At 59.7% G+C, this 23,206-nt stretch carries 25 protein-coding genes and 1 tRNA gene; 4 read left to right on the top strand and 22 right to left on the bottom strand.

Annotated features, from left to right (window positions below; translation table 11 throughout):
- Positions 1 to 14: 14 nt before the first annotated feature.
- The 15 genes from ispG to trmJ all read right to left on the bottom strand — a co-directional run bounded on the left by ispG (position 15) and on the right by trmJ (position 11,968).
- A complete protein-coding gene (gene ispG / locus J4E63_RS25250; protein WP_003185136.1) occupies positions 15 to 1,124 on the bottom strand; it encodes a flavodoxin-dependent (E)-4-hydroxy-3-methylbut-2-enyl-diphosphate synthase in 1,110 nt (369 codons plus the stop codon).
- A 3-nt stretch (positions 1,125 to 1,127) separates the two neighbouring features.
- Positions 1,128 to 2,153, bottom strand: a complete 1,026-nt coding sequence (locus J4E63_RS25245; protein WP_207283664.1) for a RodZ family helix-turn-helix domain-containing protein — start codon at positions 2,151 to 2,153, stop codon at positions 1,128 to 1,130.
- Positions 2,153 to 2,911 carry a type IV pilus biogenesis/stability protein PilW gene (gene pilW, locus J4E63_RS25240; protein WP_060739090.1) on the bottom strand — a complete coding sequence of 253 codons (759 nt, stop codon included), beginning with the start codon at positions 2,909 to 2,911 and terminating at the stop codon, positions 2,153 to 2,155. Before pilW ends, J4E63_RS25245 begins: the two co-directional genes overlap by 1 nt.
- A 12-nt stretch (positions 2,912 to 2,923) precedes the next feature.
- Positions 2,924 to 4,072: a 23S rRNA (adenine(2503)-C(2))-methyltransferase RlmN gene (rlmN, locus tag J4E63_RS25235; protein WP_053118626.1), complete on the bottom strand. Its 1,149-nt coding sequence runs from the start codon at positions 4,070 to 4,072 to the stop codon at positions 2,924 to 2,926.
- Between the two features lie 28 nt (positions 4,073 to 4,100).
- Entirely contained in the window at positions 4,101 to 4,526 is a 426-nt protein-coding gene (gene ndk, locus J4E63_RS25230) for a nucleoside-diphosphate kinase (protein ID WP_042727994.1), read from the bottom strand.
- A gap of 88 nt (positions 4,527 to 4,614) precedes the next feature.
- Positions 4,615 to 4,815 (bottom strand): Fe-S cluster assembly protein IscX, encoded by a 201-nt coding sequence (gene iscX / locus J4E63_RS25225; protein WP_060739091.1) that lies wholly within the window; start codon positions 4,813 to 4,815, stop codon positions 4,615 to 4,617.
- Between the two features lie 13 nt (positions 4,816 to 4,828).
- Positions 4,829 to 5,170, bottom strand: coding sequence for an ISC system 2Fe-2S type ferredoxin (gene fdx, locus J4E63_RS25220; protein ID WP_042727996.1), 342 nt, complete (start codon positions 5,168 to 5,170; stop codon positions 4,829 to 4,831).
- 3 nt (positions 5,171 to 5,173) lie between these two features.
- Positions 5,174 to 7,036, bottom strand: coding sequence for a Fe-S protein assembly chaperone HscA (gene hscA, locus J4E63_RS25215; protein WP_207283663.1), 1,863 nt, complete (start codon positions 7,034 to 7,036; stop codon positions 5,174 to 5,176).
- Positions 7,037 to 7,086: 50 nt separating this feature from the next.
- Positions 7,087 to 7,608, bottom strand: coding sequence for a co-chaperone HscB (gene hscB / locus J4E63_RS25210; protein ID WP_060739093.1), 522 nt, complete (start codon positions 7,606 to 7,608; stop codon positions 7,087 to 7,089).
- Positions 7,609 to 7,616: 8 nt separating this feature from the next.
- Complete coding sequence (gene iscA / locus J4E63_RS25205; protein ID WP_003185155.1) at positions 7,617 to 7,940, bottom strand: iron-sulfur cluster assembly protein IscA; 324 nt, start codon at positions 7,938 to 7,940, stop codon at positions 7,617 to 7,619.
- 24 nt (positions 7,941 to 7,964) lie between these two features.
- Positions 7,965 to 8,351: a Fe-S cluster assembly scaffold IscU gene (iscU, locus tag J4E63_RS25200; protein WP_003185157.1), complete on the bottom strand. Its 387-nt coding sequence runs from the start codon at positions 8,349 to 8,351 to the stop codon at positions 7,965 to 7,967.
- Positions 8,352 to 8,394: 43 nt separating this feature from the next.
- Positions 8,395 to 9,609 carry an IscS subfamily cysteine desulfurase gene (locus tag J4E63_RS25195; protein WP_060739094.1) on the bottom strand — a complete coding sequence of 405 codons (1,215 nt, stop codon included), beginning with the start codon at positions 9,607 to 9,609 and terminating at the stop codon, positions 8,395 to 8,397.
- Positions 9,610 to 9,659: 50 nt separating this feature from the next.
- Positions 9,660 to 10,151, bottom strand: a complete 492-nt coding sequence (gene iscR / locus J4E63_RS25190) for a Fe-S cluster assembly transcriptional regulator IscR (protein ID WP_003185160.1) — start codon at positions 10,149 to 10,151, stop codon at positions 9,660 to 9,662.
- A gap of 268 nt (positions 10,152 to 10,419) precedes the next feature.
- The gene (gene cysE, locus J4E63_RS25185) at positions 10,420 to 11,196 is read right to left on the bottom strand and encodes a serine O-acetyltransferase (RefSeq protein WP_092165673.1); all 777 of its coding nucleotides are present in this window, start codon (positions 11,194 to 11,196) and stop codon (positions 10,420 to 10,422) included.
- A 1-nt stretch (position 11,197) separates the two neighbouring features.
- The gene (gene trmJ / locus J4E63_RS25180) at positions 11,198 to 11,968 is read right to left on the bottom strand and encodes a tRNA (cytosine(32)/uridine(32)-2'-O)-methyltransferase TrmJ (protein WP_038856918.1); all 771 of its coding nucleotides are present in this window, start codon (positions 11,966 to 11,968) and stop codon (positions 11,198 to 11,200) included.
- Between the two features lie 144 nt (positions 11,969 to 12,112).
- On the opposite strand from trmJ, the gene suhB reads away from it, so the two are divergent.
- On the top strand, positions 12,113 to 12,931 hold the full coding sequence (suhB, locus tag J4E63_RS25175) for an inositol-phosphate phosphatase (protein WP_003185165.1): 819 nt from the start codon (positions 12,113 to 12,115) through the stop codon (positions 12,929 to 12,931).
- Positions 12,932 to 13,429: 498 nt separating this feature from the next.
- On the opposite strand, the gene J4E63_RS25170 is transcribed toward suhB, so the two are convergent.
- The 6 genes from J4E63_RS25170 to queA form a co-directional block, all read right to left on the bottom strand.
- Complete coding sequence (locus tag J4E63_RS25170) at positions 13,430 to 13,978, bottom strand: glycine zipper 2TM domain-containing protein (RefSeq protein WP_014336691.1); 549 nt, start codon at positions 13,976 to 13,978, stop codon at positions 13,430 to 13,432.
- A gap of 117 nt (positions 13,979 to 14,095) precedes the next feature.
- Positions 14,096 to 15,010 carry a protein translocase subunit SecF gene (gene secF / locus J4E63_RS25165; protein ID WP_106273613.1) on the bottom strand — a complete coding sequence of 305 codons (915 nt, stop codon included), beginning with the start codon at positions 15,008 to 15,010 and terminating at the stop codon, positions 14,096 to 14,098.
- 9 nt (positions 15,011 to 15,019) lie between these two features.
- Complete coding sequence (gene secD, locus J4E63_RS25160; protein WP_207283662.1) at positions 15,020 to 16,888, bottom strand: protein translocase subunit SecD; 1,869 nt, start codon at positions 16,886 to 16,888, stop codon at positions 15,020 to 15,022.
- 63 nt (positions 16,889 to 16,951) lie between these two features.
- Positions 16,952 to 17,290, bottom strand: a complete 339-nt coding sequence (yajC, locus tag J4E63_RS25155; protein WP_007916913.1) for a preprotein translocase subunit YajC — start codon at positions 17,288 to 17,290, stop codon at positions 16,952 to 16,954.
- Between the two features lie 43 nt (positions 17,291 to 17,333).
- Positions 17,334 to 18,449, bottom strand: coding sequence for a tRNA guanosine(34) transglycosylase Tgt (tgt, locus tag J4E63_RS25150; RefSeq protein ID WP_161951757.1), 1,116 nt, complete (start codon positions 18,447 to 18,449; stop codon positions 17,334 to 17,336).
- 14 nt (positions 18,450 to 18,463) lie between these two features.
- Positions 18,464 to 19,513, bottom strand: coding sequence for a tRNA preQ1(34) S-adenosylmethionine ribosyltransferase-isomerase QueA (gene queA, locus J4E63_RS25145; protein WP_027913127.1), 1,050 nt, complete (start codon positions 19,511 to 19,513; stop codon positions 18,464 to 18,466).
- A 108-nt stretch (positions 19,514 to 19,621) separates the two neighbouring features.
- On the opposite strand from queA, the gene J4E63_RS25140 reads away from it, so the two are divergent.
- The 3 genes from J4E63_RS25140 (at position 19,622) to J4E63_RS25130 (ending at position 21,274) form a co-directional block, all read left to right on the top strand.
- Positions 19,622 to 19,706: transfer RNA gene (locus J4E63_RS25140), tRNA-Leu, on the top strand.
- Between the two features lie 230 nt (positions 19,707 to 19,936).
- Positions 19,937 to 20,266, top strand: a complete 330-nt coding sequence (locus J4E63_RS25135; RefSeq protein WP_207283661.1) for a hypothetical protein — start codon at positions 19,937 to 19,939, stop codon at positions 20,264 to 20,266.
- Between the two features lie 138 nt (positions 20,267 to 20,404).
- Entirely contained in the window at positions 20,405 to 21,274 is an 870-nt protein-coding gene (locus J4E63_RS25130) for a hypothetical protein (RefSeq protein ID WP_207283660.1), read from the top strand.
- A gap of 318 nt (positions 21,275 to 21,592) precedes the next feature.
- On the opposite strand, the gene J4E63_RS25125 is transcribed toward J4E63_RS25130, so the two are convergent.
- Positions 21,593 to 22,978 carry an IS4 family transposase gene (locus tag J4E63_RS25125; RefSeq protein ID WP_207281278.1) on the bottom strand — a complete coding sequence of 462 codons (1,386 nt, stop codon included), beginning with the start codon at positions 22,976 to 22,978 and terminating at the stop codon, positions 21,593 to 21,595.
- Positions 22,979 to 23,206 lie beyond the last annotated feature (228 nt).

Here is a 23,206-nt window from a genome sequence, read left to right as displayed (position 1 = left end):
TAAATTCGTTCGACTCAACCACGCGCAATCACTGCAGCGTCGGCTTCGACCTTTTCGGCCGCTTTCTGGCGAATCAGCCGTTCCAGCTCATCCACCAGATTGTCATTCGTCAGTTTCTGCGACGGCTTGCCGTCGATGTAAATCAGGTTCGGTGTACCGCCAGTCAGGCCGATATGGGCCTCCTTGGCTTCGCCCGGCCCGTTGACCACGCAACCGATCACCGCGACATCCAGTGGCACCAGCAGGTCTTCGAGGCGCCCTTCCAGTTCGTTCATGGTCTTGACCACATCGAAGTTCTGCCGCGAGCAGCTCGGGCAGGCGATGAAGTTGATGCCACGGGAACGCAGGTGCAGGGACTTGAGAATGTCGTAGCCGACTTTCACTTCCTCGACCGGGTCAGCCGCCAACGAGATGCGGATGGTATCGCCAATCCCTTCGGCGAGCAGCATACCGAGGCCGACGGCGGATTTCACCGTGCCCGAACGCAACCCACCGGCTTCGGTGATGCCCAGGTGCAGGGGCTGGACGATTTCCTTGGCCAGCAGGCGGTAGGCTTCGACGGCCATGAACACGTCGGACGCCTTCACGCTGACCTTGAAGTCCTGGAAATTCAGGCGCTCCAGGTGCTCGACGTGGCGCAGGGCGGACTCCACCAGCGCCGCCGGGGTCGGTTCGCCGTATTTCTTTTGCAGGTCTTTTTCCAGGGAACCGGCGTTCACACCGATACGGATCGGGATGCCCCGGTCGCGGGCCGCATCCACCACGGCACGTACACGGTCTTCGCGACCGATGTTGCCCGGGTTGATGCGCAGGCAATCGACGCCCAATTCGGCCACGCGCAGGGCGATGCGGTAGTCGAAGTGAATGTCGGCGACCAAAGGCACCTTGACCAGTTGCTTGATCTTGCCGAACGCCTCGGCGGCGTCCATGTCCGGCACGGAAACGCGCACGATGTCGACACCGGCGGCTTCCAGGCGGTTGATCTGCGCGACCGTGGCGGCCACGTCATTGGTGTCGCTGTTGGTCATGCTCTGCACAGCGATAGGCGCATCGCCGCCCACGGGCACGTTACCGACCCAGATCTTTCGGGATTCGCGACGCTTGATTGGAGATTCGCCGTGCATGACTTATTGACCCAACTTCAGGCGAGCGGTCTCGCCACTGGTGAACGGAGCGATGTCGACCGGCTGGCCGTTGTAGCTGACCTGTGCGCCACGGGCATAACCCAGGCGTACGGCAAACGGCGGCTTGCCATTGACGGCGGTGCTGTCGCCCTTGCGCTTGAGGCCGCTGAACAGCACCTTGCCGTTGCCGTCGGTGATCTGCGTCCAGCAGTCGGCGACAAACTGGATCTGCACCTGGCCTTCACCCGCGACTGGCGCCGGGGTCGGGGCCGCTGGAGCTGCCGGGGCGACTGGAGCGGTAGGCGCGGCGTGGGTCGCAGGCGCAGCCGCGGTCGGTGCTGGCGTACTCGGCGCGGCCGGGGCCGTGGCAATCGGTGCGCTGCCGGTGTTCGGGGCAGTCGGCGTGGTCGGTGCTGGAACAGCCGGCTCGGCACCGGCCTGGGCATCGGCGTCGTCCTGGCTTTGTGGCAACGCCAGGGCGGTTTCGCCTTCGGTCTGGCCTTCGATGACAGCCTGGTCTTCCGGCTCGTCCAGCGGATGGATCTGGGTGGTGCCGTCAGCGCCCTCGACCTCGACGTGCTCGGGGTTCATGGCGACGGGCTCCTTGTTGCGCAAGGACGCCTGGTCCTGCCACCAGACAAAACCGCCACCGATCACCGCGATCAGCAGCAACAGGCTGACGATTCGCAAAATGGTGTGGGAAACGCGAACCGGTTCCTCGATGCGCCCCAGGCTGTGCACATTGCTGCCCTGGGCATCGGAACCGGTGTATTGATCGAATTGCTGGACCAGCACGGTCTGGTCCATGCCGAGCAACTTGGCATAGGCGCGGATGTAGCCCCGGGCGAAGGTGTGCCCGGGCAGCTTGTCGAACGCGCCCGCTTCCAGATTGCCGAGGGAAGCCACGGTAAGATTGAGCTTGAGGGCCACTTCGGCCAGCGACCAACCATTGCTTTCGCGGGCTTGACGCAGGGTCTCACCGGGATTTACGCGAGTCGCTGCTACAACTTCGGGATGCGCCGCTTTCATCATTGCTCCGACAGGTATTGCTGATATTCCGGCGTACCGGGATAGAGTCTTTTGAGTTGCAAGCCGTAACTCGCAGCTTTGTCGCGATCTTCAAACACATGTGCCAGCCGAACGCCGAGCAATAGACTACGTGCATTTTGCTCGCTCAGCAGGCTAAAACGCTCGTAGTAGTCACGGGCGGGCACATAATGCCTGTCTTCGTAAGACAACTCAGCCATTTCCAGCAGCGCCCGCGGTTGCTGGCGGTTGAGCCGCAGCGCCTTTTCGAGCTGCTGGCGGGCCAGGTCACGCTGGCCCAACTGCGCGGCCGTCATGCCGAGGTTCTCGAACACCCGCGAACGCTCAGGGTAAAGGGTATCGGCGGCAGCCTGCTCGAAGCGCTCGTAGGCTTCCTTGTAGCGTTTCTGCTCGAAAAGAAAGCTGCCGTAGTTGTTCAGGATCCGTGCATCCTGGGGCCGGCCGGCCAACGCCTTGCGAAAATGCTGGTCGGCCAGTTCCGACTCCATCTCGGCCTGGAATACCAGGGCCAGAGCCGCGTTGGCATCCGGGTCGGAATCGTCCAGCTCCAGGGCCTTCTTGAGCGGCACCTTGGCCCGTTCGGTCATGCCCTGCTGCAGGTAGCCGATGCCCAGTTGCACATAGGCCACACGTGCCTCGTCACGCCCTTTGCTGGTCTTCATCGGGTTGTAGTCACCCGACAGGACACAACCGGAACAAAGGCCGGCCAACAGCAAAACGAGCGCGAAGCGCAGGGACATAGAGTTCCTCTCTTAGTGACTGTTCGCAGCGTTTTGCACTGCATCGTCCGCGGCGTTCAACTCACGCACGGCAATGTAGCGTTCGCTGCGACGGGTGCGATCCAGCACCTGTCCTACCAATTGGCCACAGGCGGCGTCGATGTCTTCGCCGCGGGTGGTGCGCACGGTGACGTTGAAGCCAGCGTGGTGAAGCTGATCCTGGAAGCGACGAATCGCGTTGTTGCTCGGACGCTCGTAACCGGAATGCGGGAACGGGTTGAACGGGATCAGGTTGATCTTGCACGGGATGTTCTTGAGCAGCTCGATCATCTCGACCGCGTGCTCGACCTTGTCGTTCACATCCTTGAGCAGCGTGTACTCGATGGTCAGCACGCGTTTTTCGCCCAGGGACGACATGTAGCGCTGGCACGACTCGAGCAGCATCTTAAGCGGATACTTCTTGTTGATCGGCACCAATTGGTTACGCAATGCGTCATTGGGTGCGTGCAGCGACAACGCCAGGGAGACGTCGATGTGCTTGGCCAGCTCATCGATCATCGGCACCACGCCAGAGGTGGACAGGGTCACGCGGCGCTTGGAGATGCCGTAGCCCAGGTCGTCCATCATCAAGTGCATGGCGGAAACGACGTTGTCGAAGTTCAGCAGCGGCTCACCCATGCCCATCATCACCACGTTGGTGATGGCACGGTCGACGGTCGCCGGGACGCTGCCAAAGGATTTGTTGGCAATCCACACCTGGCCGATCACTTCGGCGGCGGTGAGGTTGCTATTGAAGCCTTGCTTGCCGGTGGAGCAGAAACTGCAATCCAGGGCACAGCCTGCCTGGGACGAAACGCACAAGGTGCCGCGCTTGCCCTGGGGAATGTAGACGGTCTCGACGCAGCTGCCGGACGCCACGCGCACCACCCACTTGCGGGTGCCGTCGCTGGAAATGTCCTGGCTGACCACTTCGGGGCCGCGAATCTCGGCAACAGCCTTGAGCTTTTCACGCAGGGCCTTGCCGACATTCGTCATGGCGTCGAAGTCGTCGACGCCAAAGTGGTGAATCCATTTCATCACCTGGCCGGCACGGAAACGCTTCTCCCCGATCGAGTCGAAGAATTTCTCCATTTCCGGCTGGGTCAGGCCCAACAGGTTGGTTTTGCCGTTCGATGTAGTCATGGATTCACCTTCACTCAAAAGCCTGGGCTTAGCGAGTGGTTACTTCAGTAGCGGAGAAAAAGTAAGCGATTTCGCGAGCAGCAGCGGCTTCGGAGTCCGAACCGTGGACGGCGTTGGCGTCGATGGACTCGGCGAAGTCAGCACGGATGGTGCCGGCAGCAGCTTCTTTAGGGTTGGTGGCGCCCATCAGCTCACGGTTGCGAGCGATGGCGTTTTCGCCTTCGAGCACCTGAACGACAACCGGACCGGAAGTCATGAAGGCAACCAGCTCACCGAAGAAACCGCGCTCGCTGTGCTCGGCGTAGAAGCCTTCGGCTTCGGCTTTGGACAGTTGCTTCATTTTCGAAGCTACAACGCGCAGGCCAGCGTCTTCGAAGCGGGTAACGATCTTGCCGATCACGTTTTTAGCAACGGCGTCAGGCTTGATGATGGAGAAAGTACGTTGAACAGCCATGGTGTAACTCCAGAAACGGTAATTTGCGAAAAATTAAACCCGCGAATTATACGCGGGTTCAGGGGTATTGCCTAACCTGCCAGGTCGATCAGTCGATTTCTTCGATCCAGAGCGTCTGGACCGCTTCCAAGACCTTCTCGCCACAACGGCCAGAGGTATTGTCGAAATCGGGTAGCTCCATGATCCAGCGCTGCAAATCGACAAAATTCACAGCCAGCGGATCCACGTCCGGCTTGGCTTCGGCCAGTTCTTCTGCGATGCGTTGAACATCATTCCAACCATAGCTCATGACAGTGTCACCATCAGTGCGGCGCTTCGGCCGCATGGTTAAGCGAATATTTCGGGATTTCGACCACCAGGTCCTCGGTGCCGACCTTGGCCTGACAGGTCAGGCGCGACGTCGGCTCCAGGCCCCAGGCCCGATCAAGATAGTCCTCTTCCAGCTCATCGGCCTCATTCAGCGAGTCGAAACCCTCGCGAATGATGCAATGGCACGTGGTGCAGGCACAAACGCCGCCGCAGGCGCTCTCGATCTCGATGTGGTTGTCATGGGCCACTTCAAGCAGGGACTTGCCGGTTTCGGCCTCTACCACCATACCGTCCGGGCAATGCTCGGCGTGTGGCAGAAAAATGATCTGCGGCATCAGTTATTCCTCGATTTCATTCAGGTTGCGCCCCGCCAGGGCGGCTTTCACCGTCGAGTCCAGGCGGCGGGCAGCAAAGGCGTCGGTGACGTGCGACAGACGCTTGGTCTGCTGCTCGATGGCATAACCATCGGTGCCTTTGATCAATTCGGACAGTTCCTGCATCTGCAGCTCGATGACCATGCGCTCTTCAGCGTCAAGCAAGCGGTCGCCGTCAGCTTCCAGGGCACCTTGCACGGCTTCGATCAGGCGCTGGGCGTCGACCTGTTGCTCGCGCAGCACACGCGCCACCTTGTCGTCGCTGGCGTGCTGGAAGGAATCCTTGAGCATCTTGGCGATTTCGCCGTCGGTCAGGCCGTAGGACGGCTTGACCTGGATGCTCGCCTCCACGCCCGAAGCCAGTTCGCGGGCGGAGACGTTGAGCAAACCATCGGCATCGACCTGGAAGGTCACGCGGATCTTCGCCGCACCGGCCACCATCGGCGGGATGCCGCGCAATTCGAAGCGGGCCAGGGAACGGCAGTCGCTGATCAGTTCACGCTCGCCTTGCAGCACGTGGACCATCATGGCCGACTGGCCGTCTTTATAGGTGGTGAAGTCCTGGGCGCGGGCAACCGGGATGGTGGTGTTGCGTGGAATCACCTTCTCCATCAGGCCGCCCATGGTTTCCAGCCCCAGGGACAACGGAATCACGTCGAGCAACAGCAGTTCGCCGCCGTCGCGCTTGTTGCCGGCGAGGGTATCGGCCTGGATCGCGGCGCCGATGGCGACCACCTGGTCCGGGTCGATTTCGGTCAGCGGCTGGCGGCCAAAGGCCTCGGCAACGGCTTCGCGAACCCGAGGCACGCGGGTCGAACCACCAACCATGACCACGGCTTTCACATCTTCAAGCTCGACACCGGAATCGCGCACGGCACGGCGGCAGGCCTTGAGGCTGCGGGCAACCATGGGTTCGATCAGGGCATCGAAGGCTTCGCGGGTCAGCGCGGCTTTCCAGTCGCCATAAGCGACTTTAACGGTGGCGGCGTCGGTCAAGGCTTCCTTGGCGGCGCAGGCGGTTTGCAGCAGGTGGCGTTGCGCACCCGGGTCGAGGTCGGCGGACAAGCCGGCTTGCTCGATGATCCAGCCGGCGATGGCGTGGTCGAAGTCATCGCCGCCCAGGGCGCTGTCGCCACCGGTGGCCAGGACTTCGAAAACACCGCCGGTCAGGCGCAGGATCGAAATATCGAATGTACCGCCGCCCAGGTCGTAGATCGCGACCAGGCCTTCGGCATGCTGGTCCAGGCCATACGCCACGGCAGCGGCAGTCGGCTCGTTGAGCAGGCGCAGCACGTTAAGGCCGGCCAGCTTGGCGGCGTCCTTGGTGGCTTGGCGCTGGGCGTCGTCGAAATAGGCCGGGACGGTAATGACCGCGCCCACCAGTTCACCGCCCAACGCCGCTTCGGCGCGCTGGCGCAGGACCTTGAGGATGTCGGCGGAAACCTCGACCGGACTTTTCGGGCCCTGCACGGTTTCGATGAACGGCATGTGGGATTCGCCGCCGACGAAGCGGTACGGCAGCTGGTCGCCCAATTGCTTGACGTCGGACAGACCACGACCCATCAAGCGCTTGACCGAGACAATGGTGTTCAGCGGGTCGGCGGCGGCGGCCAGCTTGGCCGACTCGCCCACTTCGACGCGGTCGGCGTGATAACGCACGGCGGACGGCAGGATCACCTGCCCCTGCTCATCGGCCAGCGGCTCGGAAAGACCGCTGCGCAAGGCAGCGACCAGGGAATTGGTGGTACCCAAGTCGATCCCGACAGCCAGGCGACGCTGGTGCGGTTGTGGACTTTGGCCGGGTTCGGCGATCTGCAGTAGGGCCATCGTAATCAGGACTTATCTGTAATCAGGCGTGCGACCGGAGCGGCACTGGGTTAATCGTCGAGGCGCTCTTCTAGCTGGCGCACTTCGTAGGTGAGCTTGTCGAGGAACTGCATGCGCCGCATCAGGCGTTCGGCCTGTTCGCGTTGCGCGGCATCGTTCCAGCAGGCTGCGAAGCTTTCGTTCAGTGTTTGCTGGGCGTCTTTCAAGCGCCGCTTGAATACCGCGACACCGGCCAGGTCGGCGCTGTCCTGCAGGTCCTCGAGTTCTTCGCGCCACTGCATCTGCTGCAGAAGAAACTCGGGATCGTGGACCGTGACCTCCAACGGCAACTCATGGCCGCTGATGGCGAGCAGGTAACGCGCGCGCTTGGCCGGGTGCTTGAGCGTCTGGTAAGCCTCGTTGAGGTTCGCCGACTGCTCGAGCGCCCGCCGCTGCTCCGCCTCGGAGGCATCGGCAAAGCGGTCGGGATGGACGCCACGGGCCAATTCAAGATAACGCGCGGACAACTGCTCGAGATCCAGCTGGAATGCAGGCTGCATCTGGAACAACGCAAAATGACAAGGAGTACCCACAAGCCGCCTCAGATGTTGAAGCTTTCGCCGCAGCCACATTCACCGCGCACGTTGGGGTTGTTGAACTTGAAGCCCTCGTTCAACCCTTCCTTGACGAAATCCAGTTCGGTGCCGTCCAGGTACGTCAGGCTTTTCGGGTCGATGATCACTTTCTGACCATGACTTTCGAACACCTGATCGTCTTCGCCCACTTCGTCGACGAATTCCAGTACATAGGCGAGACCAGAACAGCCCGTGGTGCGTACACCCAGGCGGATACCCTCACCCTTGCCGCGCCCCGCAAGTGAGCGCTGGATATGGTTAGCTGCCGCTTCTGTCATCTGGATAGCCATGGAAAACTCCTTACCGTACGCGGATCAGATCAAGCCTTTCTTCTGCTTGTAATCGCGAACGGCGGCCTTGATGGCGTCTTCGGCGAGTACCGAGCAGTGGATCTTCACTGGCGGCAGGGCCAGTTCTTCGGCCAGCTGGGTGTTCTTGATGGTTTCGGCTTCATCAAGGGTCTTGCCCTTCATCCACTCGGTGGCCAGGGAGCTGGACGCGATGGCCGAACCGCAGCCGTAGGTCTTGAACTTGGCATCTTCGATGATGCCCTGCTCGTTGACCTTGATCTGCAGGCGCATGACGTCGCCGCACGCCGGGGCGCCGACCATGCCGGTGCCGACATCAGGATCCTGCGCGTCCATCTTGCCGACGTTGCGCGGGTTCTCGTAGTGGTCGATGACCTTTTCGCTATATGCCATTTGCTTCAATCCTCATCAGTGAGTCGCTCTGGTGGCGACTTCTTCAGTGCGCCGCCCACTCGATTTTCGAAATGTCGACGCCGTCTTTGTACATGTCCCACAGCGGCGACAGAGCGCGCAGCTTGGTAACGGCCTCGCAGACTTTCTGCGCGGCGTAATCGATTTCTTCTTCGGTGGTGAAACGGCCGAAGGTAAAGCGAATGGAGCTGTGGGCCAGTTCGTCGTTGCGGCCCAGGGCGCGCAGTACGTACGAAGGCTCCAGGGACGCCGAGGTGCACGCCGAACCGGACGACACGGCCAGATCCTTGAGCGCCATGATCAGCGACTCGCCTTCAACGTAGTTGAAGCTCAGGTTCAGGTTGTGCGGTACGCGGGCGGTCAGGCTGCCGTTGACGTAGAGTTCTTCGAGGTGCTCGACCTGCTTGAAGAAGCGGTCGCTCAGGGCCTTGATGCGTACGTTCTCGGCCGCCATGTCTTCCTTGGCGACGCGGAAGGCTTCGCCCATGCCGACGATCTGGTGGGTCGCCAGGGTACCGGAACGCATGCCACGCTCGTGACCGCCGCCGTGCATGGTCGCTTCGAGGCGAACACGCGGCTTGCGGCTGACGTACAGCGCGCCGATGCCTTTAGGGCCGTAGGTCTTGTGGGCCGAGAACGACATCAGGTCGACTTTCAGCTTGGACAGGTCGATGTCGACCTTGCCAGTGGATTGCGCGCCGTCGACGTGGAACAGGACGCCCTTGGAGCGGGTCAGTTCGCCGATGGCCGCGATGTCGTTGACGGTGCCGATTTCGTTGTTCACGTGCATGATCGAGACCAGGATGGTGTCGTCGCGCAGGGCGGCTTCGACCATGGCCGGGGTGATGATGCCGTCTTCACCGGGCTCGATGTAGGTGACTTCGAAGCCTTCACGCTCCAGTTGGCGCATGGTGTCCAGGACAGCCTTGTGCTCGATCTTGGAGGTGATCAGGTGCTTGCCCTTGGTGTGGTAGAAATGCGCGACACCCTTGATTGCCAGGTTGTCGGATTCGGTGGCACCGGAGGTCCAGACGATTTCACGCGGGTCGGCGTTGACCAGGTCGGCGACCTGGCGACGGGCGTTTTCGACCGACTCTTCGGCCTTCCAGCCAAACACGTGGGAACGGGACGCCGGGTTACCGAAGTTTCCGTCGACCAGCAGGCATTCACTCATTTTTTGCGCAACACGCGGATCAACCGGGGTGGTCGCAGAGTAATCAAGGTAAATCGGCAATTTCATGGACTTTCTCCTAAATCAGGCTGGCTGGCGTTCCGCGTGCTCTGCGGCAGTCATTCGACGGCGGACGCTTCAATCTTGTCCAGGTGCGGCGCCTTGCTGTTGCAACGGCGCTGGTCCTGACGCTGGGCTACTTCTTGCACCTCACGGCGAGTTACAAGGTCAGCCAAGCTGATACCGCTCAGAAATTCGTGAATCTGCAGGCTGAGGTCACACCACAAGTGGTGGGTCAGGCAAGTATCGCCGCCATGGCAGTCGCCAAGGCCCTGGCATTTGGTCGCATCGACCGATTCGTTCACCGCATCGATCACCTGGGCGACCTGGATGCCTTGCATGTCCCGCGACAGCTGGTAGCCGCCGCCGGGGCCGCGAACGCTGGAGACCAGGTTGCTGCGGCGCAGCTTGGCGAACAGCTGTTCAAGGTAAGACAGGGAAATGCCCTGGCGCTCGGAGATATCGGCCAGGGACACCGGCCCGTGCTGCGCATGCAATGCCAGATCGAGCATTGCGGTCACGGCGTATCGGCCTTTTGTAGTCAGTCGCATGGACAATTACCACGGAGTTCGGAATGGGGGCGAGTATGCAATTCCCGAGTATTTAAGTCAAGTATAAGACCTAGTGCTTTACTCAGGTTTACCCGCGAAAGAGCGGGCGCATGATAGCAAAGGCTGGTTGGCGGCGACCAGTGATACCGCGTTATCGTTTATCGCGAGCAAGCTCGCTCCCACAGGAGGGGCTTTGGTGGATGCACAATTTGTGTACACCACAGATCCCCTGTGGGAGCGAGCTTGCTCGCGATGAGGCCACCCGGGCTCAGCTGGCCTGGCTTTCGTCCTTGTCCTTCACACACGCAAAGTCTTCCTCGCGCAGTTCAGGCAGGTCCTTGGCACAGTAATTACTGCCCAGGTCCTTCAGGGCGCCGCACATCCCCTCCAGGCGCCCATCGACGGCCTGCAGGTGATCGAGCAACTGGTTGATGGCCCGGGCGACCGGGTCGGGCATGTCTTCGCCGACACCGTAGGCGTCGAAGCCGATCTTCTCGGCCATGGCCTTGCGGCGAGCATCCTGCTCCTCATCGGACTTGACGATGATCCGCCCCGGAATCCCCACCACGGTCGCACCCGGCGGCACGGCCTTGGTCACCACGGCGTTGGAGCCGACTTTCGCCCCCGCCCCCACCGTGAACGGCCCGAGCACCTTGGCACCGGCACCGACCACCACGCCGTCTTCCAGGGTTGGGTGACGCTTGCCTTTGTTCCAGCTGGTGCCGCCGAGGGTCACACCCTGGTACAAGGTCACGTCGTCGCCGATCTCGGCGGTTTCACCGATGACGATGCCCATGCCGTGGTCGATGAAGAACCGGCGACCGACCTTGGCGCCCGGGTGGATCTCGATCCCGGTCAGCCAGCGGCCGAAGTTCGAGACCAGCCGCGCCAGCCACTTCCAGCCCATGTTCCACAAGGCGCCGGACAGGCGATGGATCCAGATGGCGTGCATGCCCGGGTAGCAGGTCAGCACTTCAAAGGCATTGCGCGCCGCCGGGTCACGATGGAAAACACTTTGGATATCTTCACGCAAACGTTCGAACATTTTATTTCTTCCGCTTAATCAGCTCGCCACGGGCCGCCTTCTGGGTTTCCGTGAGGATGCCGCGCAATATATTCATCTCCGCCCGGCTGACCGAGCTTCGTCCGTACAACCGACGCAGGCGCGCCATCAAGTGCCGCGGCTTTTCCGGGTCGAGGAACTCGATGTCCACCAGGGTCTGCTCCAGGTGCTCATAGAATCGTTCCAGCTCGTCCATGGTCGCCAGTGTCTCACTGCGCGGCGACGTGACCTCGGTTTTTTCGACTTTGCTGGGCTTGCCTTCGGCCGCCAACCAAGCCATGCGCACTTCATAACTCAACACCTGCACCGCCGCCCCCAGGTTCAAGGAACTGAACTCGGGGTCGGAAGGGATATGCACGTGAAAGTGACATCGCTGCAGCTCGTCATTGGTCAGGCCGGAGTCTTCACGGCCGAACACCAGGGCGATTTCAAAGCCTTGCGCGGCCTCTTCGACCACTTTGGTGCCGCATTCCCGGGGGTCGAGCAGCGGCCAGGGAATACGCCGGTCGCGGGCGCTGGTACCAAGCACCAGGTTGCAACCCACCAGGGCATCTTCGAGGGTGGCGACGACTTGCGCGTTGGCCAGGATGTCACCGGCACCAGAAGCACGGGCGTCGGCTTCGTGATGAGGAAACAAGCGCGGCTCGACCAGCACCAGGCGCGACAGGCCCATGTTCTTCATGGCCCGCGCAGCTCCGCCGATGTTACCCGGATGGCTGGTATTGACCAGGACGACACGAATGTTCTGCAACAAGGGGGGCGCTCTCGAACACGATAAAGGGAGCAAATCTTACAGAAGCACCTACCGTTAAGCTATGAAAGCGAACACCAACCTTCTCCTGAGAAAACTTTCTGATAGAATGCGCGGCTTTCTTTAACAACCTTAGGTGACACATCCATGCAGCCCATGCTGAATATCGCGCTGCGCGCCGCCCGCAGCGCCAGTGAACTGATCTTCCGCTCCATCGAGCGCCTGGATACCATCAAGGTCGATGAAAAAGACGCCAAGGACTACGTGTCCGAGGTCGATCGCGCCGCCGAGCAAAAGATCGTCGACGCCCTGCGCAAGGCTTACCCGAACCACTCCATCCTCGGTGAAGAGACCGGCATGCACGCCGGCACTGGCATCGAAGGCGAAGAGTACCTGTGGATCATCGATCCGCTGGACGGCACCACCAACTTCTTGCGCGGCATTCCTCATTTCGCTGTCAGCATCGCCTGCAAGTACCGTGGCCGCCTGGAACACGCCGTTGTGCTTGACCCGGTTCGCCAGGAGGAATTCACCGCCAGCCGTGGCCGTGGTGCCCAGCTGAACGGTCGTCGCCTGCGCGTCAGCGGTCGCACCAGCCTGGACGGCGCCCTGCTGGGTACCGGCTTCCCGTTCCGTGATGACCAGATGGACAACCTGGACAACTACCTGGGCATGTTCCGCGCCCTGGTCGGCCAGACCGCCGGCATCCGCCGCGCCGGTGCTGCGAGCCTGGACCTGGCTTATGTGGCTGCGGGTCGTTTCGATGCATTCTGGGAGTCGGGCCTGTCCGAGTGGGACATGGCAGCGGGCGCCCTGCTGATCCAGGAAGCGGGTGGTTTGGTGAGCGACTTCACCGGCGGCCACGACTTCCTCGAAAAAGGCCACATCGTTGCCGGCAACACCAAATGCTTCAAGGCTGTGCTGACTGCTATCCAGCCGCATCTGCCGGCTTCGCTGAAGCGCTAAGCTTCGGTTAGAGAAAAAAGCACCTTTCGGGGTGCTTTTTTTATGCCTGTATGTTTTCACCACTCAGCTCAGCTGTGAACACTCCGTGGCGAGGGAGCTTGCTCCCGCTGGGTTGCGCAGCAGCCCCTAGATTTTGCGGTCGCTGCGCGACCGAGCGGGAGCAAGCTCCCTCGCCACAATGGATATCCCCTGAACATGGATGCAGACTGATCCACCGCTATCGCGAGCAAGCTCGCTCCCACAGGATGGACTGCCCCCACACCAATCTGACTTTTGGGGTCAGTCCAGGGGAATTGGGATTGGCACAGGTTTATATCCACTGGAGATCCAGTGTGGGAGCGAGCTTGCTCGCGATGGCTGCAGCACATTCAACACTGATACAAGCTGACCCACCGCTATCGCGAGCAAGCTCGCTCCCACAAGGGGGGGTGGCGGTGAGCCAGGAAATCGGGGCACAAAAAAAGCACCCCGAAGGGTGCTTTTTTCACAGCGGTTGGATCACTGGGCTGGTTCGTTCTGGCCGAGGATCAGTTGGCCTTCCTTGCTCACCGGGATCTGGTTGCCCGGGTCGCGGTCCATGCGGACTTTGCCTTCTTTGCCGTCGAGCATGTAGCGAACGTCGTAGCCTACCACCTTGTCGCTGATGTCATTGACCGTGTTGCAGCGCGTCTGGGTGGTGGTGTAGGTGTCGCGCTCCTGCATGCCTTCCTGAATCTTGTTACCGGCATAACCACCACCGGCCGCACCCGCCACGGTGGCGATTTTCTTGCCGGTGCCGCCGCCGATCTGGTTACCCAGCAGGCCACCGGCTACGGCGCCCAGCACGGTGCCGGCGATCTGGTGCTGGTCCTGGACTGGCTTCTGCCGAGTCACGGTGACGTCCTTGCACACTTCACGCGGGGTCTTGATTTGGGTCTTGACCGGTTCCACGGCCAGTACTTGCGCATACTCAGGGCCACTCTTTACCAAGCTGTAGGTGGCGACCGCGCCACCGGCTGTTACACCGACAGCACCCAATACCGCACCAACCAGCATCGATTTGTTCACTTGAACCTCCTGACCATCACAAGCGGATTAATCCGCGCTTCTCCCAGCCTTGGAGCATAAAAAAAGGCGCGAGTTCAACTCGCACCTTTTCAGCGGTGACGGGTGGAGCGACGAGCCTTATGGGCGGTCGTCCACTTCCGTTTCGGTGGCCGCAGGAGGAATCAGGTCCTCGGTACTCAGGTTCAGCCAGATCAGCACCACGTTGGCGATGTAGATCGACGAGTAGGTACCCGCCAATACACCGACAAACAGCGCAATGGAGAAACCGAACAGGTTGTCGCCACCGAAGATCAGCAGCGCTGCAATCGCCAGCAAGGTGGAGATCGACGTCGCCATGGTCCGCAGCAGCGTCTGGGTGGTCGAGATGTTGATGTTCTCGATCAGGGACGCCTTGCGCAGCACACGGAAGTTCTCACGCACCCGGTCGAACACCACGATGGTGTCGTTGAGGGAGTAACCGATGATCGCCAGCACCGCCGCCAGCACCGTCAGGTCGAAGGTGATCTGGAAGAACGACAGGATGCCCACGGTCACGATCACGTCGTGGATCAGCGAGACAATCGCACCCACCGCGAACTTCCACTGAAAGCGGAAGGCCAGGTAGATCAGGATGCCGCCCAGCGCCATCAGCATGCCGAGGCCGCCCTGGTCGCGCAGCTCTTCACCTACCTGCGGGCCGACGAACTCGACGCGCTTGACCTGAGCCGGGTTGTCGCCGCCAGCCTTCTGCAAGGCCTCGGCCACTTGGTGGCCCAACTGCGGGTCTTCACCCGGCATGCGCACCAGCAGGTCCGTCGTCGCACCGAAGCTCTGCACGATGGCATCGCTGTAGCCCGATGTCGCCAGTTGCTCACGCACCTTGGTGACATCGGCCGGACGCTCGTAGGTCAGCTCGATGAGCGTACCGCCGGTGAAGTCCAGGCCGTAGTTCAGGCCCTTGTGGAACCAGCTGAACAACGCCAGTACGGTAAGGAACAATGTGACGCCGAACGCAACGTTGCGAACGCCCATGAAGTTGATTGTACGTAACATGGCAGCCCCTTAAATCCACAACTTCTTGAAGTCACGACCGCCAAAGATCAGGTTGACCATTGCGCGGGTCACCATGATGGCCGTGAACATCGAGGTAAAGATCCCGAGGGACATGGTCACTGCGAAGCCCTTGACCGGGCCGGTGCCCATGGCGAAGAGAATCCCGCCCACCAGCAACGTGGTCAGGTTGGCGTCGAGGATCGCGGTGAATGCCCGGCCGAAGCCTTCGTTGATCGCACGTTGAATCGTCATGCCCGCGGCGATCTCTTCACGTATCCGCGAGAAGATCAGCACGTTGGCGTCCACCGCCATGCCCATGGTCAACACGATACCGGCGATACCCGGCAGGGTCAGCGTAGCACCCAGCAGCGACATCAGCGCCAGCAGCATCACCATGTTCACCGCCAGAGCGACGGTGGCGATGATGCCGAAGAAACGGTAGATGGCGATGATGAACAGCGACACGAACAACATGCCCCACAGCGATGCATCGATACCCTTGGTGATGTTGTCGGCACCCAGGCTCGGGCCGATGGTGCGCTCTTCAGCGAAGTACATCGGCGCGGCCAGGCCACCGGCACGCAGCAGCAGGGCCAGTTCCGAGGATTCACCCTGGCCGTTCAGGCCGGTGATGCGGAACTGGCTGCCCAATGGCGACTGGATGGTCGCCAGGCTGATGATCTTCTTCTCTTCCTTGAAGGTCTGCACCGCGACGTCTTTCTCGACGCCGTCGACCACTTGCCTGGTGTAGGTGGTGGTCGGCTTCTGCTCGATGAAGATCACCGCCATGCTGCGACCGACGTTGCTGCGCGTAGCGCGGCTCATCAGCTCGCCGCCGTGGCCGTCGAGGCGAATGTTCACCTGTGGGCGACCCTGCTCGTCGAAGCCCGCCTGGGCGTCGGTCACCTGGTCACCGGTGATGATCAGGCCACGCTCGATCTGCGCCGCCGGACGATTGCCCTCACGGAACTCGAAGCTCTCGGAAGTGGCCTTGGAAGCACCCGGCTCAGCGGCCAGGCGGAATTCCAGGTTGGCGGTCTTACCGAGGATACGCTTGGCTTCGGCCGTGTCCTGCACGCCCGGCAGCTCAACCACGATACGGTTGGCGCCCTGGCGCTGCACGATCGGCTCGGCCACACCCAGTTCGTTGACGCGGTTACGCACCGTGGTCAAGTTCTGCTTGATGGAGTATTCGCGGATTTCCGCCAGCTTGGCTGGGGTCATCGCCAGACGCAGCACCGCCTGACCATTGAGATCGGCCGGCACAATGTCGAAATCGTTGAAGTTCTTGCGGATCAGCGCACGGGCCTGCTCGCGGGTATCTTCATCGCTGAAGCCCAGCTGAATGGCACCGTTGAGTTGCGGCAGGCTGCGATAGCGCAGGCGCTCTTTACGCAGCAGGCTCTTGACGTCGCCTTCGTAGACTTTCATCCGCGCGTCGAGGGCTTTTTCCATGTCCACTTCCAGCAGGAAGTGCACACCGCCGGACAAGTCCAGACCCAGCTTCATCGGATGGGCGCCGAGCTTGCGCAGCCATTGCGGGGTGGTCTGGGCCAGGTTCAGGGCTACGACGTAATCGTCGCCCATGGCCTTGCGCACCACGTCCTTGGCTGGCAGTTGGTCTTCAGCCTTGACCAGGCGCAACAGGCCGCCCTTGCCGTGTTCGGCCACGGACGATGCCTTGACGTCGATCCCGGCCGCCTTGAGCGCTGCGCTCGCACGGTCCAGATCGGCCTGGGTGACCTGCAGCGCAGTGCTTGCGCCACTGACCTGAATGGCCGGGTCATCCGGGTATAGATTGGGAGCGGAATAAATCAGACCGACCGCCAGCACCGCCAGGATCAGTACATATTTCCACAGAGGGTATTTGTTCAGCATCACGCCGCCCGCTTATGACGCGGGGCGCCTTGCGCGCCCCGTCGATTGAATAGAAGTTGTTACTTAGATCGCTTTCAGTGTGCCTTTTGGCAACGTGGCCGCGATAGCGCCCTTCTGGAACTTCATTTCAACAGTGTCGGACACTTCCAGTACCACGAAGTCATCGGCCACTTTGGTGATCTTGCCAGCGATACCGCCGGTGGTAACCACTTCATCGCCCTTTTGCAGGCTGCTCAGCAGGTTCTTCTGCTCTTTGGCGCGCTTGGCCTGTGGACGCCAGATCATCAGGTAGAAGATGACCAGGAAGCCGACCAGGAAAATCCACTCGAAACCGCCGCCCATAGGGCCGGCAGCAGCAGGTGCAGCCGCGTCAGCCATGGCATTAGAGATAAAAAAGCTCATTTAGCACTCCAGTTGCAAGTATTGAATCTAGGGATCGGAAAACTCAGTCCAAAGGCGGTACAGGCAACCCGCGCTTGGCATAGAAGGCCTCGACAAAGGCGGCCAATGTACCCTGTTGGATAGCCTCGCGCAAACCAGCCATAAGCACCTGATAATGGCGCAAATTGTGGATGGTATTGAGCATACTGCCGAGCATTTCGCCGCACTTGTCCAAATGATGCAGATAAGCGCGGGAGAAGTTCTGGCAGGTGTAGCAATCGCACGTCGGATCCAGCGGCGAATCATCATGGCGATGGAACGCGTTACGGATCTTCAGCACGCCAGTGTCGATGAACAGATGCCCATTGCGGGCATTACGGGTTGGCATCACGCAATCGAACATGTCCACCCCGCGGCGCACACCCTCAACCAGATCTTCCGGTTTGCCAACGCCCATAAGGTAACGAGGTTTGTCAGCGGGCATTTCCCCTGGCAGGTAATCGAGCACCTTGATCATCTCGTGCTTGGGCTCACCCACCGACAAACCGCCGATGGCTAGGCCGTCGAAGCCGATCTTGTCCAGGCCTTCCAGCGAGCGCATGCGCAGGTCGCGGTGCATGCCGCCCTGGACGATGCCAAACAGCGCCGCGGTGTTTTCGCCATGGGCATTCTTCGAACGCTGGGCCCAGCGCAACGACAGCTCCATGGACACCCGCGCCACGTCTTCATCGGCCGGGTACGGCGTGCATTCGTCGAAGATCATCACGATGTCCGAGCCCAGGTCGCGCTGCACCTGCATCGACTCTTCCGGGCCCATGAACACCTTGGAACCGTCCACCGGAGAAGCGAAGGTCACGCCCTCCTCCTTGATCTTGCGCATCGCGCCCAGGCTGAACACCTGGAAACCGCCGGAGTCGGTCAGGATCGGGCCTTTCCACTGCATGAAATCGTGCAGGTCGCCGTGGGCCTTGATCACTTCCATGCCCGGGCGCAGCCACAAGTGGAAGGTATTGCCGAGGATGATTTCCGCGCCAATCGCCTCGATGTCCCGTGGCAGCATGCCCTTGACCGTGCCGTAGGTGCCCACCGGCATGAACGCCGGGGTTTCCACGGTACCGCGGGGGAAGGTCAGACGACCGCGACGAGCCTTGCCATCGGTGGCGAGCAACTCGAAGGACATGCGACAGGTGCGACTCATACTGTTTCCTCGGGTCCGCGTGGCGCGGGGTTACGGGTGATGAACATCGCATCACCGTAGCTGAAAAAGCGGTATCCATGCTCGACGGCGGCCTTGTAGGCGGCCATGGCTTCGGGATAACCGGCGAACGCCGAAACCAGCATCAACAACGTGGATTCGGGCAAATGAAAGTTGGTGACCAGGGCATCGACCACATGGAACGGCCGGCCCGGGTAGATAAAGATATCGGTGTCGCCACTGAACGGCTTGAGCACGCCATCGCGCGCGGCGCTTTCCAGGGACCGCACGCTGGTGGTCCCCACCGCCACCACCCGCCCACCGCGAGCGCGACAGGCCGCCACGGCATCGACCACTTCCTGGCTCACTTCCAGCCATTCGTTGTGCATGTGGTGGTCTTCGATACGCTCGACCCGCACCGGCTGGAACGTGCCAGCGCCAACGTGCAGCGTCACGAACGCGGTCTCCACGCCCTTGGCGGCAATCGCCTCCAGCAACGGCTGATCGAAATGCAACCCCGCCGTCGGCGCCGCCACCGCCCCCAGGCGCTCGGCGTACACGGTCTGATAACGCTCGCGGTCCGAACCTTCGTCCGGACGGTCTATATAAGGAGGCAATGGCATGTGCCCGACACGGTCGAGCAGCGGCAACACCTCTTCGGCAAACGCCAACTCGAACAACGCATCATGCCGCGCCACCATCACCGCCTCGCCGCCACCGTCGATCAAAATCGACGAACCCGGCTTGGGCGACTTGCTGGAGCGCACATGGGCCAGCACACGATGACTGTCCAGCACCCGCTCCACCAGAATCTCCAGCTTGCCGCCGGAGGCCTTCTGGCCAAACAACCGCGCCGGAATTACCCGGGTATTGTTGAACACCATCAAATCGCCCGGGCGCAAATGCTCAAGCAAATCAGTGAATTGACGGTGAGCCATGGCACCGCTGACCCCATCCAGGGTCAACAGTCGACTGGCGCGACGCTCGGCCAGAGGGTGGCGAGCGATCAGCGAATCCGGGAGTTCGAAGGTAAAGTCAGCAACACGCATGATGGGGTTCGTCTAGCAGGGCCGGAAAGTCTAGCGGAATTATCAAAAATTCACCATGAAACGTGATTGACCAACGGTAGGCACCTCTCTATACTTCGCCGCCATTGAGCCCTGATGGCGGAATTGGTAGACGCGGCGGATTCAAAATCCGTTTTCGAAAGGAGTGGGAGTTCGAGTCTCCCTCGGGGCACCATCTTAAAGAAAGACCTTGAAATTCAAGGTCTTTTTTTTCGTCTGCAAAAAAGTGTCTACCGTGCCCACACCCACAAGAACACCACAACCCCTGTGGCGAGGGAGCTTGCTCCCGCTTGAGCGCGAAGCGCTCACAAAGATCTCACGACCTCCACCAATGCTCCGCCTTGCGACGCCCAATTGACCCAGCTCCACCGCCCCTCCTCACCCGCTGACAAAGGACTTCACCCCATGGAATTGCTGCTGGAAACAGTCGCTCTTTACTCCCTCAAGCTGGCCTATGAGACAGAAGGTCACAGCCCGATCCTGCGGGATGATCCGTTGATGGGCGGGTGTGATCGGGAAGTCTTTGGATTGTTGGTCCGGCGAGGGGATGTGGCTGGGATTCAGGATGAGATTGGTCGGTGCTTGAATTTGGCGTTGGGGGCCGTTGGAGGCCCCGATACGGTACTCGGCACCGAACTTCAGCGGCTGACTGCAGAGTTCCATACTGCACAAACAACCGAACAGCTTCAGGCACCGCTCAGCGCACTTAAGAACTATCTGAAAGATATTCTATGAAGGAGTGATCGCCCCCACGCCCCGAGTGGAAATGCATTCAGTGACGCTCCACATCGCAGTTAGTAAGCAAACACTTATAATCCATCTAAGCAGATTTATCCATACACAAAAGTCAGCACTTACAATAAAGAGCCCCCTATGAACAAAGAAGACACGGTGAAGTGGCTGGACTACCTCGATCGAAAAATCAAAGCAACCCGCTATAAACTCCGAGCATTAGTTTATTCGGATAACAGTTTAGAGACTACAAACCACTTCCAACTAAATGGATTCGAGCTAACTCTATCACCTCTACCATTAGAGACTTCGACAAGAGGAGACATAGAAGGACTATCTCCAGCCTTTGAATGTCAAGTAATCTCAAGCGCAGACTCGCACAGAGGAGGTAATAATTTTGACATTCATGAATGCCTAGATCGCGTCATGCCCCTCCTTGGATTCAAATATCGCCTCTCAACAAGTTACTCTCAGTGGGAAGAGTATGAAGGTCAATGGCTCGAGGTAAACAGCTTTGGCGGCTATGTTACCTTCCAAAACATCCATAAAGAATTACGCCGCCCGGATATTCAAAAAATTGTTGAGGCCTACGAGCTTACCTCAACACGAACAGACAAACGATCAAAGAAATCCGCCACCATTAGAAAACGACTTAAAGAAGCGCTTGAGCTTGAAGACGTATCCAAAAGATTCAGTTTCCTATCGTATTACAATATAATCGAAATAATTTCAGATGACATGGCATCTTCCAAATCCATCCCATCTTCTAACCCAGTGGCTATCGACATATCAAGACATTCGCTCAGTACAAAAGGAAGCCAGCGCACAAAAATATATTTCTTGCTACACGCAATCATTAACGACTTCGACTTGAACGACTCAATCGCTCTTGCAGATGTACGCAATGACTTGGCACATGGCGAGCTCACCGTATCCCAAGAACAGCTTGAATTGTGCAAAAAAATCGCCTATTGGAGCTCTGACAACTTTGCACTGGAGGTCGCACGGTAATCACACAGCATATCAATATGAAGGGGTGATCCGCCGCGACAGTGGATCGTTCCTACGCTCCGCGTCGCTTGCGGGATTGTGCTCGCCGCCAGTTACGGGCTCTCTCCATGGTCATTTTCTCATGAGTACCGAGCTCAGCAGCCACGGTAATACGAGGCGGCGAGATAGTAAGCGTGAACTGGGATTGTGGCTAGTGTGGGTGGCGCTGGATAGCTGTGGTTGGGGCCCGCTAGTGCTATCGATTCGGGATGCAAGGAGCGAAAGGGGGACAGATCTATTTCAGTCAGCTAGGAAAAATAGATTCGTCCCGAATGGCACTTACTTAACCTTCTTCGGGTGTCCATTCTTCCTGACCTCGCCCCTTGCTGATCGACGTGTTTTCATCAGCATGGGGTAAGGCTTGGGTCTTCGTTTTATGGCTCGCGGCTCAATTCTGCCTGGACGCCTACCGACGCGCTTCTGGGCAATCAGCTCAAGCAGATTGAGCATCTTGTCCTCTTGCTCTTGAGCCCCGTACTGCCTCAACGCAAGGCACAGCTGAAGGCTATGCTTGAAGCTCAGTTCGCGAGGCAGGCAGTCGACTAACAGAGCTGATTGCGTCATGAGCATCCGTATCAGGTTGTGCGCCAACAAGTAAATCCATAACTCTTTGACGGCCATATCCGGCGTCTTGCAGCTCAGTGCTTCAAGCCCCAGCGTAGTCTTGAGGTTGCGCAGATCCAACTCCACATGCCATCGATCCTTGAACAGGGATTTGAGGGACGCTTTGGGCACTTGCTGCGGGCAACTCAAAGTGGTGACCAGGATTTTCCCTCCGGCCTTCAACTCACGTACCGTCAGCGTTTCAGGTGCCCTTTCGTAATAGGCCTGACTCATCCAGGACGGCTTTGCCTTTGGTTTTTTCAGTTCAACCAAATGATCTTCCGACCCCAAGGACCTCCCCAACTGAAAGTCCGTGCTACGCCGTCGAGCGCCATATTGTTCGAACACCCCGTCCACGCCTCGATGCTGCAGTTCACACAGTAAAAAGTAGGTGGCGTAGTAGGCATCGCCCAGCACAATGTCACCTCGCTCCAAGGTATCAAGCATGGTTCTGAGTAACGTCTGTTCATCGCCTCCTTTACCGCGAAAACGTCCCAACGAGGCGTCCAAAACAGCACCGCTGGCGAGGCAAACAATCCCCACTAAACGGCAGATGGGAAAGCCCAGTCCGGCCTTCTGCCCACGAGATTGCGGGTAGGCCTCTTGGTTGGCCGGCGTATCCGGCAGGGTCACCGTAGTGCCATCCACGAGACGAACGGGTCGCCCCATCCAACGCCACGATGACGGACCCCGGTTGCTCATTGATGACCCCGTGGAGCGCAACAAGGTTGAAACCATCTCCACCGGCAACCGCGCTCTGGCTTTACAGTAGGCACCGGTATGAACGCTGTTGGGTTTCAAACCCTCGCAGGAGCGTTTGATGGATAAATCATTCACGGCATTCTGGCAGGACCGATCGGCGCTCATTGCCTGGGACAAAAACATGGACAGCGTTTCGGTCGGGGGAAATAGCCGCTGGCGATGCTTGGGTATCGACGACTCGACACCCCGCAATAACTCAGGATCGGAGAGCAGCTTGAAGAAAGCATGAGCATTGCTGTTCGTGGCGTGCTGGCGCATACGGTGCTGTTGATGTCGGACGATTTGGCGTCTACGATTCACTCGGGCTGTGTCCTTGCTTGATCGGTGTGTGTTCGCAACTATCACCGTAGACCAAGGCCAGCCTTTTTTCATTTTTTCGCAGTCGTATCAGCTAGTTAGCTGTTAAGTAAGTGCCATTCAGATTCGTCCCCTTTCTTCCCGAGTTCGGTGGAGTGATCGATCAGTTCCTAACCGCGCTCCGCAAAGCAACGAGGATCTGTAACGATATCTTCCACGACGAAGACGAAC

Origin of the sequence: Pseudomonas sp. FW300-N2F2, assembly GCF_017351655.1 — a bacterium.
Lineage (GTDB): Bacteria > Pseudomonadota > Gammaproteobacteria > Pseudomonadales > Pseudomonadaceae > Aquipseudomonas > Aquipseudomonas fluorescens_AA.
This window is presented reverse-complemented; position numbering and strand designations above follow the sequence as displayed.